General features: G+C 67.3%; 15 protein-coding genes and 2 pseudogenes. 7 read left to right on the top strand and 10 right to left on the bottom strand.

Features of this window, described 5'->3' with window-relative positions:
- Nucleotides 1-36 precede the first annotated feature (36 nt).
- Both tpg and ACWF94_RS04220 read right to left on the bottom strand, forming a co-directional pair.
- Nucleotides 37-290, bottom strand: a pseudogene (tpg, locus tag ACWF94_RS04225) (telomere-protecting terminal protein Tpg); the annotation flags it as partial.
- Between the two features lie 222 nt (nucleotides 291-512).
- Nucleotides 513-1,061, bottom strand: coding sequence for a hypothetical protein (locus ACWF94_RS04220; protein ID WP_453484500.1), 549 nt, complete (start codon nucleotides 1,059-1,061; stop codon nucleotides 513-515).
- A gap of 410 nt (nucleotides 1,062-1,471) precedes the next feature.
- Here ACWF94_RS04220 and ACWF94_RS04215 point away from each other — a divergent pair, with 410 nt between their 5' ends.
- Nucleotides 1,472-1,741, top strand: a complete 270-nt coding sequence (locus ACWF94_RS04215; RefSeq protein ID WP_453484498.1) for a hypothetical protein — start codon at nucleotides 1,472-1,474, stop codon at nucleotides 1,739-1,741.
- A 160-nt stretch (nucleotides 1,742-1,901) separates the two neighbouring features.
- Here ACWF94_RS04215 and ACWF94_RS04210 read toward each other — a convergent pair whose 3' ends face one another.
- Nucleotides 1,902-2,051: a hypothetical protein gene (locus ACWF94_RS04210; RefSeq protein ID WP_453484496.1), complete on the bottom strand. Its 150-nt coding sequence runs from the start codon at nucleotides 2,049-2,051 to the stop codon at nucleotides 1,902-1,904.
- A gap of 178 nt (nucleotides 2,052-2,229) precedes the next feature.
- Nucleotides 2,230-3,030, bottom strand: coding sequence for a ParA family protein (locus ACWF94_RS04205; protein ID WP_453484494.1), 801 nt, complete (start codon nucleotides 3,028-3,030; stop codon nucleotides 2,230-2,232).
- 35 nt (nucleotides 3,031-3,065) lie between these two features.
- Here ACWF94_RS04205 and ACWF94_RS04200 point away from each other — a divergent pair, with 35 nt between their 5' ends.
- On the top strand, nucleotides 3,066-3,350 hold the full coding sequence (locus ACWF94_RS04200; RefSeq protein ID WP_453484492.1) for a hypothetical protein: 285 nt from the start codon (nucleotides 3,066-3,068) through the stop codon (nucleotides 3,348-3,350).
- 61 nt (nucleotides 3,351-3,411) lie between these two features.
- Here the strand turns inward: ACWF94_RS04200 and def are convergent, their stop codons facing one another.
- Nucleotides 3,412-4,068 carry a peptide deformylase gene (def, locus tag ACWF94_RS04195; protein ID WP_453484490.1) on the bottom strand — a complete coding sequence of 219 codons (657 nt, stop codon included), beginning with the start codon at nucleotides 4,066-4,068 and terminating at the stop codon, nucleotides 3,412-3,414.
- A gap of 123 nt (nucleotides 4,069-4,191) precedes the next feature.
- Here def and ACWF94_RS04190 point away from each other — a divergent pair, with 123 nt between their 5' ends.
- Both ACWF94_RS04190 and ACWF94_RS04185 read left to right on the top strand, forming a co-directional pair.
- Nucleotides 4,192-4,776, top strand: coding sequence for a winged helix-turn-helix domain-containing protein (locus ACWF94_RS04190; protein ID WP_453484488.1), 585 nt, complete (start codon nucleotides 4,192-4,194; stop codon nucleotides 4,774-4,776).
- A gap of 178 nt (nucleotides 4,777-4,954) precedes the next feature.
- Complete coding sequence (locus tag ACWF94_RS04185; RefSeq protein WP_453484486.1) at nucleotides 4,955-5,077, top strand: hypothetical protein; 123 nt, start codon at nucleotides 4,955-4,957, stop codon at nucleotides 5,075-5,077.
- Between the two features lie 266 nt (nucleotides 5,078-5,343).
- Here the strand turns inward: ACWF94_RS04185 and ACWF94_RS04180 are convergent, their stop codons facing one another.
- Both ACWF94_RS04180 and ACWF94_RS04175 read right to left on the bottom strand, forming a co-directional pair.
- Nucleotides 5,344-6,444 carry a helix-turn-helix domain-containing protein gene (locus ACWF94_RS04180; RefSeq protein ID WP_453484484.1) on the bottom strand — a complete coding sequence of 367 codons (1,101 nt, stop codon included), beginning with the start codon at nucleotides 6,442-6,444 and terminating at the stop codon, nucleotides 5,344-5,346.
- Nucleotides 6,445-6,627: 183 nt separating this feature from the next.
- Nucleotides 6,628-6,780, bottom strand: coding sequence for a hypothetical protein (locus tag ACWF94_RS04175; protein ID WP_453484482.1), 153 nt, complete (start codon nucleotides 6,778-6,780; stop codon nucleotides 6,628-6,630).
- 377 nt (nucleotides 6,781-7,157) lie between these two features.
- On the opposite strand from ACWF94_RS04175, the pseudogene ACWF94_RS04170 reads away from it, so the two are divergent.
- Both ACWF94_RS04170 and ACWF94_RS04165 read left to right on the top strand, forming a co-directional pair.
- Nucleotides 7,158-7,697 (top strand): annotated as a pseudogene (locus tag ACWF94_RS04170) (FAD-dependent monooxygenase); the annotation flags it as partial.
- Nucleotides 7,586-7,825, top strand: a complete 240-nt coding sequence (locus ACWF94_RS04165; RefSeq protein ID WP_453484502.1) for an aromatic-ring hydroxylase C-terminal domain-containing protein — start codon at nucleotides 7,586-7,588, stop codon at nucleotides 7,823-7,825. The pseudogene ACWF94_RS04170 and the gene ACWF94_RS04165, both read left to right, overlap by 112 nt.
- 124 nt (nucleotides 7,826-7,949) lie before the next feature.
- Here ACWF94_RS04165 and ACWF94_RS04160 read toward each other — a convergent pair whose 3' ends face one another.
- Both ACWF94_RS04160 and ACWF94_RS04155 read right to left on the bottom strand, forming a co-directional pair.
- Nucleotides 7,950-8,495: a hypothetical protein gene (locus tag ACWF94_RS04160; protein WP_453484480.1), complete on the bottom strand. Its 546-nt coding sequence runs from the start codon at nucleotides 8,493-8,495 to the stop codon at nucleotides 7,950-7,952.
- Nucleotides 8,496-8,585: 90 nt separating this feature from the next.
- Nucleotides 8,586-9,530 (bottom strand): NucA/NucB deoxyribonuclease domain-containing protein, encoded by a 945-nt coding sequence (locus ACWF94_RS04155; RefSeq protein WP_453484478.1) that lies wholly within the window; start codon nucleotides 9,528-9,530, stop codon nucleotides 8,586-8,588.
- Nucleotides 9,531-10,362: 832 nt separating this feature from the next.
- Here ACWF94_RS04155 and ACWF94_RS04150 point away from each other — a divergent pair.
- A complete protein-coding gene (locus tag ACWF94_RS04150; protein WP_453484476.1) occupies nucleotides 10,363-11,763 on the top strand; it encodes a NucA/NucB deoxyribonuclease domain-containing protein in 1,401 nt (466 codons plus the stop codon).
- Between the two features lie 87 nt (nucleotides 11,764-11,850).
- Here ACWF94_RS04150 and ACWF94_RS04145 read toward each other — a convergent pair whose 3' ends face one another.
- Nucleotides 11,851-12,327 (bottom strand): hypothetical protein, encoded by a 477-nt coding sequence (locus ACWF94_RS04145; RefSeq protein ID WP_453484474.1) that lies wholly within the window; start codon nucleotides 12,325-12,327, stop codon nucleotides 11,851-11,853.
- Nucleotides 12,328-12,571 lie beyond the last annotated feature (244 nt).

The raw sequence follows: 12,571 nt of genomic DNA, 5'->3' as shown, positions 1-12,571 counted from the left end.
CCCAGAGAGCGGTTCGGGCCCTTGCCGCGGGGCGATCTACAGGTCGAACTCGAGGTGCTCGATGTCCGTGAACCGGACTCTTCCAGGCTTCCGGCACGGCGGCCGCCATCTTGGAAGTAGACCTCCTTGAGGGCTTCGGCAGCGATCTCCTGGAGTCGGGCGTCGGTGGCGCCGGCCTGCTGGGCGTCGAAGAGGCGGGCGGCGTAGCGGGGCGGGAGGGCGACGGTCAGGTGCCGGATGCGGTCTTGGTCCGTCGACCCGATCGGTGCGGTGTAGCCCATGCGGGCGCGGGGTGACCGCCCCACAGCGACGTCGTTGAACACGGCATCGCGTGGATGACCATCCGACCCCAGCAGATACGCGAGCGAGCCCCGGACCATCGACGGTCCAGGGCTCGCCAGGCTGTTCGGGATCCAGTTACAGCTCAGACTCCAGGTCCAGCACGTCATTGATCTGCAGTTCCTGGAGAGCCCGCGCGGCGGCCTCCGAGGCGCCGCGACATGCTTGCAGCCCTACCTAGCCAGGGCTCTTTCAAGCATCAGGTAGGAGAGCGCGGTCGGGTCTTCCACAAGTTGTCTGATCCGCTCGAAGTCGTGGCCGTGGAACCACTCGAAGATCCGGCCGCCGTCGATGTGGCCGTGCAAGACGCGGTGCAGGTTCGTGAGGATCATGGATTCCAGCCGGTATGCCTCGCTCCTGGTCCCGACGGGGGCAGAGACCCACCCGTCGACCAGGGCATACCCGAGGTTCCGCGCCTGGGTCTCGTACTTGTCGAACTGCCGCTCAGGAGCCTTGGTGGATCCAACCTTCACCACTGCGCGTAAGCCCTGGAAGCCCAGGACGTACAACCGACCGCCCTCCTTATCCGGCTCCGGCAGTTCTTCACGCAGTCGTTTGCGTACCAGGTAGGAGGTCAGGCTGATCTCTGTTTGCCGCCACGGCGGCGCAGCTCCGGCCCGGAGGTCAGATATCGCTTTCGCGCGAGCCGCCTCGGGGCCGATCTCCTCAGCCCACTTCGCCATGATGACTTCGCGGATGATCTGTTGTGGGATACGTGGCACCGCGTCAGCTTCTCAGGCAGTACTGACAACGGATACGCGAGCGAGCCCCGGACCGTGTCGGTTCGGGGCTCGCGGGCTGTTCGGGGCGCGGCTGCTACAGCTCGAACTCGAGGTGCTCGATGTCCGTGAACTGCCCTGTGATCCGGCGCTCCGTCTCGGGAAGCTGCTCTAGGACGACGCGCATGACCCAGCGGGACGGTCACTGCCGGTAACGACCCTCGCTGCGTTCGTGCGGTCCGGTTGTCGGACGCATCTGTTGAATGGGGTGGCGGTTGCGACTGTGGCGGGTCTCCGAAGGACTTGCGCGGCTAACGGCCGTGCTGCGCATCGTCCTGCCACCGCCGCCGATCTGCTGCGGACATCCCTGCCTTCCGGCGCGCTTTGGCGTGCCCTGACTCCTGGGGGAGCCCATGACCACCGACCCGAACTCCACCCCGATCCCGGCACCCGAGCAGACCTCGGGACCGGTTCCGCCGACGGCCTCTGGCCCTGATCGCCGACGCTCTGATGACCTGGGTACGGCGGTCGGCGTGCTCGCGCTCTTGGTGGTGCATATGCTCGCTGGCGCCGTGATTTACCTGAGCTACCAGCACCCGAAGGTGTCCGGGCCTCTTGCCACGGGGGCGGCGTTCCTTGCGGTGGCGGCGGCCGTCACCGTGGTTGTCTACCGTCGCCGATGACCGGAGTCACCTGATGCGCTTGGAGGGCTCCATCTCCGCATCCACACCAATGGGATACATGCGAGGGGCTAACTCTGTGTACATCTCTTTTGGGTCGGATATCCCGGACCCACTGCCACTGGCCGGTGTCGTACTTCTCGCACCAGTGCGACACCTGCGGCTATTGGCCTTTGAGCCGACGCTCGGCCTCAGGTATGTGCTCCAGCACGACGGAGACAAAAGCGGCAAGCACCTCGTGCTTCGGCCGGCGGGTGGTGAAGTACAGCTCCTCCACCACTTTGGCGAGTGCGTCCGCTGACTCCCTCGGCATGTACCAGGACCGCCGGTCTATCCCGCCGTTCTTGCCCGCGCGGGTCGCGGTGCGGACAGTGGCGGCTCGGTCCGTGGTGCGGGGGCGGCGGGTGCTGGCTCGGCGTCCACGCGGGCGTGCCGGGCGCGGAGGAGGGCGGTGAGAATCCTGTCCGCCGCCGGGGGGAGCTGCTTGCGGGTCATCGGGGGGCTCCGAGGGTCTTGGCGAGGGCTCGGTACACCTGGGCGTGCTCGGAGTCGGGCGCGTAGTCGACAACGGTCCGTCCGAGACGCCATGCCTCGGGGACGACGACGCCGAGCGGGACGGTCCCGAGAACCGGTAGTCCCTGACGGTGGAGGGTCTCCAGCTTGGCCAGCATGGACTCAGCCGGCTTCGTGACCGGCCGGCGGAGCAGCGAGACGACTAGGCCATGGAGGCGGAGCGGGGTGTCGCGCAGTTCTGCGTCCACGGATGCGATCTGAGGGATCAGAAGTTCCAGAGCCTTCAGGGAGCTGTCCTCGGCCTGTACCGGGATGAGGACCCAGTCAGCGGCGGTGAGCGCGTTGTCGGTGAGGATGTCGAGCGACGGCGGGGCGTCGATGAGGACGTGGTCGTAGATGCCGCGGAGCGGGGCCAGGTGCCGCGCGAGCCGGTGTTCCCTCGCGCGCTGCTTGTCCAGCTCCCGTACGGCCATGAACATCTCGATGCTGTTCGGTAGGACGTCGAGCCGTCCGCCGGGGGAAGAGTGGGTGGTGATCAGGTCTGCGAGGCTGCCGGTGTACTCGCCGATCAGCGCGCGGTAGAGGCTCGCCGCTCCCTCTCCGGTCGGTGCCTGCTCGATGCCGAGCCCGTCGGTGAGGTGCCCCTGAGGGTCGAGGTCGACCAGGAGCACGTTGTGCCCGGCCTCGGCGAGTGCGCCGGCCACGTTCAGGGCGGTCGCGGTCTTCCCGACTCCGTCCTTCTGGTTCGCGACGGCAGTGATGTGAGCTAATGGCTCCATGGCGCCGCAGCCTACGTCCCGCATCTTTCGCACCCGTGCGACACCCCTGGGACCGCGAGGAGCCCCCCTCCGCGAGGGATGTGGCGCGCAGGAACGGCGGCCGGATAGGTGAAGTAGAGGCGGGGGACGGTTCGTACGGTGCCCTGGCGTGGTGGCTCCACGCCCGCAGGAATGCCCGGGACTACGAAGCCCGGCCCGAGCACTCCGAGGCGATGCTCACCCTCGCCGCCATCTCCCTGATGACCCGTCGCCTCACCCGCCGGAGCCCCTACCCCACATCGGCGGCACCCCGACCGGCAGGAACCGTTCAAGCCGCGTGATCTGAGAGGTCAGGCTTACTGACTGCGTTGGGAGGACGGATCGGAGTGCTCTGTCGGAGACCTAACGGTTCAGCCTTGCTGCCCTGGCGGCCCGCTGGGCGAAGACGCGCTCCTGGCGGTCATTCATCTGCCGCAGGGCATCCTTGCGGTCCCGTTTGGACAGCCGGTCGAGATAGACACGCCCCAAGAGGTGGTCGGTCTCGTGCTGCAGGCAACGGGCGAAGTATCCCGTTCCCTCGATGACCAGCGGTTTGCCGTCCTTGTCGAAGCCGCGGACCACCGTGCGGTCGGTTCGGGGAACGTCCATGACGGCTCCCGGTACCGACAGGCAGCCCTCCGGATCGTCCAGCAAGCGCCGTCCGGTCACGTCGGGTTCGTCGAGGACCGGGTTGATGATGTGGCCCACGTGCCGGACTCCGCTGTCATCGGGGCAGTCGTACACGAAGAGCTGCAGGTCGACGTCGACCTGATTGGCCGCCAGTCCGGCACCTTCGGCGACGTGCATGGTCAGGAACATGTCGTCGATGAGAGTGGACAGGTCCGGAGTGCCGAACTCGGTCACTTCTCGGCACGGTCGGTGCAGGATCTCTTCACCGACGACGGTGATCCGGCGAACCGATGCCCGCTCGGCGCCTGGAGGTAACGCTGGACAGGAATCGACTGATTTCCCCTGGACTCTGACCCGAAGGTCAACGAGACCAGGCTGATCGTTGCGCACGGACGCTGAGGTCAATTTCTTCTCCCTGAACAGACGGGCTTTCACGGCAATACGGCCTGTCTCCCGAGCTGTTGGCACGGCAGCCGCTTGCGAAGCTCTTTGCAAAGTAGCAGACTTTGCAAAGTGACTGAAGAAGACGCTAACGCAGCATCCCCGCACGAGGCAGCCGCCAGCCCACGTCACACCGATGGCCGCATGCCCGAACATCAAGTGCGCATGGCCTTGCTCGATCTCCTTGCCGAGCTCGGTACCGTCACCGCAACCGAGGCAGCCGGGAGGCTCGGTTACAGCTCCGGCCTGTGCTCGTTCCATCTCAGGCAACTTGCGCGCTACGGGAACATCGAGGAGGTCCCGCAATCCGGCGGCCGGGCACGGCCCTGGCGCCTCCGGCAGGCAACACCGCCGGCCACGGACGCTTCAGCCGAAGGATTTGGCCAGATGGCCCGCGGGCTGGAAGACGAGAGCTACCAGCGATGGCTCGCCCGGCGTGACCACGCCCCAGACGAATGGCGCCAGGACGAAGCCTTCAGCGCCGTCGTCTACCTTAGCCCCGAGGAGATGAGCACCGTCGCCGCAGCGGTGCGTCAGGCACTGGCGCCCTACCAGCACCGGGAACAGCAGTCTTCCGCCCGACCCGCCTCAGTCCAGCCGGTTGCCCTCATCGCGCGACTCTTCCCCCTGCTGCCGGACACAGCGGACGAGAACTGAACCAACAGGCTTCACAACCCTGGGCAATCAAAGACACGCACTCACCTCACGGGCCTCACGAGAGAAGTTCAAAAGACGGGTTCTAACGTCGGCGGCATCGCGGCTGCGCTCGACGGCGGGCGCCCTGGCCGCCGCTCCAGGGAACGCAGAAGCTGTCCTGCGGTGGTGGTGCGAGGCGATGCTCGACACCGCCCCGGCCGGCGACCGGCTCACCGCAGCCGTGCTGGACGGCACGCTGCCGGCCAGGAGCCTTGCCGAGGCCGCCGAGCACCGCCCCGCGGCCGGGCTTCCCGTTGAGTGAACCGTACGACGCGGGGCCGGAAGCCCGGCCCTGCCCTGCAATCCGAGGACGTTGACGCACTGCTCAGGGATCTCTCGCTGCCCGCCGAGGTGTTCGGCGCGACCGTCGCAGTGACGGTCCAGATCAACGAGACCTGGGGCATGGCACCGTATACCGATCGCAGTGGACTCCGGGTGGCCCGTGACCAGGTCAGACGTGTCACATGTGCCCCCGCGACGCAGGCATCGCCTCTCCCCCCGGGGGAGAGGCGAACGGTAGCCGGGTGTCTATCCGGACATGCGGAACAGGGATCTGGTGTAGCGGCGGAACTCTGCGAGGGGGTCAGTCCCGGGGGTGGGACGTGGCGGGGTGCTGAGAGGTGGGGCGTAGGCGGCTTCCCACAGGGGCAGGACGGATCCGGGGTGTCCGCCCATGGCGGTGACCAGGCGGTGGACAGTGGGCCAGTCGGTGGGAAGGGTGCCGGTCAGCAGGCCGGTGATCTCGTCCTGGGTGAGACCGTCGGCGCGGGCGGACAGCTGGTCGGGGGTGAGGCGGCCGGCAGCGAGGTTCATACCGCGCAGGGCGGCGTGGAGGGTTGTGGGCCGGGCGACGCGGTAGCCGCGGGCTGCGTCCCACAGCGGGCGCAGGTCGTCGGGGTCTGCGCCGCAGGCTTCGGCGAGCAGCCTGGTCACTTTCCAGGAAGGGGTCCGTTCTCCGCTGACGACGCGGTGGATGTAGGAGCGGTCCACGCCTGCGGCTTCGCCCAGGGCGGTGAAGGTGAGCGTGCTGTCGCGGTGGAGCTGGGCGATCGCGCGGGTGAAGACGGCGGCCGGGGCATCGGCGGAGAGATCGTGAGCGGCAGCCTGGCGGGGTGGAGTGGCGGGCCGGGGATGGCGCGGGCTGGGAGCAGGTTCCCCCGGCTGCTCGCTCTGTTCTCCGGGTGACTGGAGAGGGGCCGCATACGGTGAACGTTTTCTGCGGCGGCGGGCGTTGGAGTCCTTCCAGCGGCCCAGGGTGTCCCTGCTGACATGGGTCGCGTCGCACATCTCCGCCGGTCTGACCTTGCGGTCGTATCCCTGTTGCACCAGGGCGGCACGGAGGTCGGAGCAGTCCTCCAGTGCGTCGGTCAGGGTCCGCAGTGCTTCGACGGCATGGCCTTCGCGGACCAGAGCGATGAGGTCCTCCGTCCGGTGGGCCAGTATCTCGGCGAGTCGCAGGGCGTAGGCGTCGTTGTCATCGTCGGAGCGTCCCTGCTGGTACTTGCGAAACTTCGCGCCGCACTTGTCTGAGCAGTACAGGCGCCGGCGTCCCGCGCCGGGCTTCTGCTCGACCGTGTTGGTGCAGCCTGTCGCCGGGCAGGTCACGACATCCCGCGCCTTCAACGTCATGAGCTTTGATCAACTTTCGGGGGTGCCTGCTGCGGGAACGGGTTCCCACGGAGAATTGCAACTCTCCGCCAGCCCAGGGGTTACCGGACGTAATCGGCAGTCAGCGGCGTCCGTCCCGGGGACCGGCGGAACCGGAAGTGCGGTGCGGACACCACCGGAGCACGCCCGCACCGCACCACCGGACTACGCGAGGCGAATGTGCCGGTAGCGCACGTAGGAGCTGCGGGCGGCCGCCGTCGTGATGCCTGCGGCAGCGGCCGCCGCCTCTGGGGCGTCGGGGCGCAGCCACAGGATCACCCCGCTGAATACGACCGCGAGGAAGGCTCCGACCTGCATGTTGACCCGAAAGTCACGCCGGGTACGGGTTTCATCGACTCTCCGGCGCGGGATGGTAGCGTCGTGAACCGTCCGGCGGCGGGGATGGTGATCGGGCATAAGGTCAGGGCGCACAGAGCCCTCCTCGATCGTCGGTGATGAGTAGATGGCGAGTCAGCTCGGCGCACGGCTGGAACCTGGTCCGGGCTGACTCGCTGGACGCTACCCGCTGGCCTGCGCCCCGTGCCATCGCTACTGTCCGTTAAAAGGATGATTGCGGTTCACGCTCATCAATCAGCACCGGAGTCACCGGAATATGCCTCTGGCCTTCACATAGCGGACGCGTGCGTACATCACCGGCACTCGTCCACCGAGTCTGCAACCACTCGGCGTGGGACATGAGTTGCCGGAAAGTCGGCGATTCGCTGCCACGGCCCCATCCAGACCGGTATGGCTGCCTGTACATCCCCACCGCTCAGCGTGCCGCCGACAACCATGCCTGGCCTCGGGGAGTGGATCGGCCGGTCGGGTACGGCGCACTGTCATCGCGCAGGTGGTTGCTGCGGTGGCGGTCAGGAGTACGGCGGCGGTGCCCAGCGCGACACGCTCAGCGCCCTGCGGACCTCCAGGCGAGGCTGCGCCGTGTCTCCGGCGTGGACGTCACGATCACCGGGGTGCGGACCGCGACCCGCTTCACCGACCACGCCCGCCAGGTCACCGAGTACCGCAACGGCCGGGTGCTGCTGGCGGGCGACGCGGCGCACGTGCACTCCGCGTTCGGCAGCCAGGGGCTGAGCCTGGGTATCGGGGACGCGATGAACCTCGGCTGGAAGCTCGCCGCGGTGATCGGCGGCCGGGCGCCGGAAGGGCTGCTGGACACCTACACCGCCGAACGGCACCCGGTCGGCGCGGGCATCCTTGGCTGGACCCGCTCCCAGTCCGTCCGGACGGCTTCACCGCCTGGGCTGCCGACGCGGGGGCGCAGGCGCCGACCTCGACGGCCGGGCTGGCGGAGGCACTGGAGGAGTGGTTCGGAGTGCCAGAGGATACGGTGACGCCGGGCTGATCCGCCGCGAGGAATCACCAACCGCCTACCAGCGCCGTCCACCTCTGCTGTTCCTGGACATACACGGCGTCGGCGGACGCTCGGGGATCGCCCGCCTGGTGAGAACCCGAGCGTGCTGGTGGCCTTATGCCTGAGGTGTGTCCGGGGTGCGGATGCGTGCGCCGGTCTGGTCGGTGAGCCGGTGCCGGGTCTGCGGGGTGCGCGGTGCGGGCCAGATCTGGATGCGGTGTTCCTCCAGGACGGTGTCGCCTTCGTCGGCGTAGATGTCTCCGGCGGCGGAGGCGGCGTCCCGGCCGCGGGCGTGGATACGGAACCGCCACCACCGGTAGTCCTCTTCCCCGGCAGGGAGAGGGACGTCCTCCAGGTCGTCGGTGACCGGTCCTCCGACCATGGGGCCCTGGCCGGAGAAGTAGAGGCTGACGTCGACGATTTCGTCCCAGCCCCCAGGCGCGAGCAGCGGCTCCGTGTCGCGGACCTCGAAGGTCACGTTGACGTCTCCGTAGGAGGTGCCCGTCATTACGCTGGCGTGGGTTCCCTCTGCGTTGACGGCGACCAGGCCGTTCCCGGCGAGGCCGTCGCCGGTTCCCTGTTCCGCCGGTTCGGCGTCGGTGTCGGTCAGCACGTACTGGTGGTGTGTCACACGGATCCGCTGGGTCCGCTCGCCCGTCATCCGCTGTCTCTCCTCATGGCCGGTACATCCGCGGTCCCCGCCCTCCGTGGCCGGGGGCGGGGACCGTGTCATGGTGCTGGTTCCGGGTCGTCAGACCTTGACCCAGAAGGCGTCCCTGTCGATAACGCGTTCCTTCTTGTGGAAGGTGGTGATACGCCCGCCCTGCTGATTCTGCTCCTGCTGGGGGACCCATGCTGTGCCCCGGCTGTTGGCGGGAACGTTTGTGCCGCCTTCCCGGGTGGTGGCGAACGGATACTCGTCACAGGACAGGCCCGGGCCCGGCGGCCTCTGCCCTCGAGGGCATACGGCCTGGCGGTTCTGGTCTGCCCTGGCCTGGTTTGCCTCACGGTGCAGCGGCTTGCCGGATCCCGGCCGGCCGTAGTGACCCCCGCCTGCCTGGACATTGCGGATGTGCCGCGAGATGTTCGGGAGCGTGCCCATCGTCGTCAGCGTCGGGGTGAAGCTCGGATAGACGCACCCCGGGCTCAACGTCCGGCGGGTGTTGGCCTGATTCCAGAAGGTGTCGTCGCACCGGAAGGCGACCGACTTGTACTCGATGGTGCCGGGGGTGAAGCCGGGCTTCGTGAAGGTGAACGTGTACTTCGCGGCCGTGGTGTCCTTCTTGTTCTTCTTGACCCCGCTGCTGTAGTTCACCTTGCCGGAGATCACCGGGCCCAGCGAGCGCCCCCTGGGGAATTTGTTGTCGGCCTTGCATGTCCCCCCACAGGAGACCTTGAGCCCGACTCTGATGCCCGAGGCGTTCACCAGGGTCGCACGGCCGATCTCGACCGACTCCGACCATTTCAACGCCTTCTGCTTCAGCGTCAGCTTCTGTGTGATCTTGAATCTGGCGTGGCCGACCGGCCGCCCGTTTCTCAGCAGGTCAACCCGGGCGTCAGCGACCAGACAGCTCTCGTAGCGGTTGTAGGTGATCGTGTTCACCTTGCACGTCGCCGCGTTGGCCACGGCCGAGGACGACCGGCTGACGCTGGCCTTGACCGACGCGTCTGCCGGTGCGGACGGTGATGCCTGCACCGGGACCATGGCAGCCCCTACGACCGCAAACGCCGCAAAACCCACCCCCGTTACACGATTCAGAACAGACCTCATGAAACGTTTCCCCCAATCTGCCGTACACCCCCGGCAAGCCCCGTGCCCCCAGGACCACGGCAGGGCACCGACGCTACGGCGGACACCCACAAGCAGCCGCCGCCAGGACACCAACTGGCCGATTCACAAATGAACTATGGCCAGAACCTCCGGCTCCTTCGCACAGGGAGCCGTCAGCGGCCTTCCTCTCCTCAGCACAACCGGACCGGGCTGGTACCGGCTCCGCGTCCACGCCCGCGGCCAGGCAGATCAACCCCGACCAGGTCCGGGATCAACCCGCCGAGGACTACCTCGTGAGCATCCAGCCTGCACCGGCCACCGGCGGTGGTACACCCCCGTCTGCGTCCGTCGCACGCGGGGAGGGGGCCGCGAGCCGGACACACCACCTGGGGGCGGGCATGAGCGAGGTGTCCCGCGTCGACCTGGCCCGCGTCCCGCCGCAGGGCTGGCCGGCTTGTTCCTCGCCGCCCACAGCACGTCCAAGCTCCTCGGACAGATCCCGCCCGACCTTCCCGAAGCCTGCCGGGCCACCTTGCCCGGCCTCCTGCGGAAAGGCTTCCTCGCCGAGCTGTCCGGAGAAACGGGGGCTTCCCGGCCACATGAGTCGGCTGTTTCGGTCATGCGGGCATTGCTGTGTCGACGGGGCTGGCGGGCGGGGGCTTGAGTGGCTGCACGCATTGACCGCATGACGCAACTGAGACGGGGGAGATCTGGCGTGACTGTGCCGATATCGAAGAGGGTGACTCGCGGGATCACGATGCTGACGATCGCGGTTCTCGTGCCCGTATCCGCGCCGCAAGCCGGTGTGGCCGATGACTCCGTTACGCATATCGAGACCGCCATTCTTCCGGCGGGGACACGTATTCCGTCGCTGGCGGAGCTGCAGTCGGCCGACGTCCGTAAGGATTTCCGGCAGCTGGTCGACAGGTCGACGGTCGGCGGGAGCCGGGTCGCGCAGGAGACGGTGGGTCCAGCCCGGTCCTACGCGCCGCTGGCGGACGAACGCTCGCACATCCCGCCGATGCCCCGGACGCAGGTGCGGGCTTCCGGCAGGGCAGAGCCGACGAGGATCACCTATCCCGAGCCGTCCCGCACGATGTCGGCAACGGAATGCCGGAAAGGGCTCGGTAAGGACAAGGCATACTTCTTCAAATCTCGCTTCGCCGCCTGCTCTGGCGCAGTCTTCACACAGACATGGATAAAGAGGGGCAGACCGGTCGGGCAGAGCGAGTTCGTGGCCCTGGTGGTCGGCACGATCGCGAAGAACAGCCGGAAGGTCAACTATCATTACCACTTCACGGACATGGACAAGACGGGGGATACGAAGACAGCCGGTCTGAAGATCACTATCGATCCCAGGCATTCGAAGACCTGGCCGGCTGTGCGAATCAAGCAGGGCGGCAAGGTTCCGAAGTCCCCCACCTTCGACGCATTGAAGAGGCTGAAGACCTTCCCCCACACAGCCACCGTGGACGCAGGCCAGGGCAGCAAGCCCGACGACCTGGTCGCCGGCGTCTACGAGCCGGTCATCAAACTGACTCCCCCGCCCGGCTACAAACTCGGAGGCAACACCGAGGGAAAGCTGTTCATGCTGCCCCCGCGCTGGGACGCCGCCTCGTACCTGCCGAACGCCAGGGGGCAGGCCGGCAAACCTGCCACGAAGGGCTCGGCAGCCTTCTCCTACATAGGCTTCCTGAAATACAGCTCGAAGGCCGGCGCCAAGGAGAAGGCCGTAGCCGACCACATCAAGACGGCATTCAAGAACCCCAGCAGCACAAAGCCCGTGAACGCGGACAAGGATATACCGGGAGCCACTCCCGAGCGGGCACTCACCCGCCTCTTCCACAACAAGAAGCGCAGTGCCAGGAACCGGGCAGCTGCTGTCAGAACCTGCATCCAGTACTGGGGAAAGGACTACGCCAAGGGCGGCAAGGAGTGCGACGAGTTCCCCTTCGCAAGCACCTACCAAGGAGCTGCGCAGAAGAAGGACGAGCCGTCAGCCCCCGCCAATAACTTTTCCGCCCTCCCCATTCCCAAAACGGAAAACGCAGCCGGCGGAACCATGCTGGCGCTCTTCTACGACCAGGAACGGATCCTCGACGGCCTGCACAGCAGCCGGGACAGATCAGAAGACACCTTCATTGTCGTCATTTCCTAGGAACCCGTAGGAGCCCGCCCCCCGCATGGGGCTGCGGGGATAGCAGACAGATTCCGTATGACGGCGGGAGCTGGAACCACCCCGCCGTCATGCGGCCGGCCACATCTGTACGACGTACTGCTCGACGCCCTCGACCACGTCCAGCGTCGCCAGCTCCGCCACCTGGGCACGCCCTCCGCAGCGCACCCGAACCCGCCAGCGCACTCCGGTCCGCCCCAGCTTCACGATGACCTCGTCCGGTCCCATCGTGACCGCCCACACCGCCACCTCCCCGGAAGGAAAGAACACCTCGGCCTCCGCCTGCTCCTCCCACTCGCCGGGCAATTCAGCAGGCGGCTCCCCGTCCCACACTTCGACGGTCAACCCAGCCTGGTGCGTATGGCCCGCACTCTCCAGATCGATGCGCCCCACACGCGCGATGAGAAACCCTCCGCCGATCACACGCCCCTCGGGCCATCTGACCGGCACCCCCGCATCATCAGCCTCCTGCAAGCAGAGCCCGAAGTGATCCACCCACGGCTCCAGATGCTGTGCATGCATCCTCCGCGCCACGGTCCACTCCACTCTCTCAACGCTACGCATCTATTCCAGGTCCGATTATCCACACCGAGGCCACGCGACAACTACGGCGCCACAGTCTCCCCGGGGGTGGATGGTCGCCGCGCTCGGCCTGGCGTGCGACGTCGATCGTCCAAGCCACCCTCGACGAACAACGCAGGACCCGGCTCGTTGACGTCCGCAGACAGACCTACGTCCGATTCCTCGAAGCCGTCAACGACTACGCGGATGCCACGGCTCGCCCTGCTGG

Source organism: Streptomyces sp. NPDC055078 (genome assembly GCF_053607985.1).
Note: the sequence above shows the minus strand (reverse complement) of the source record. Positions and strands in the feature narration are given on the sequence as shown.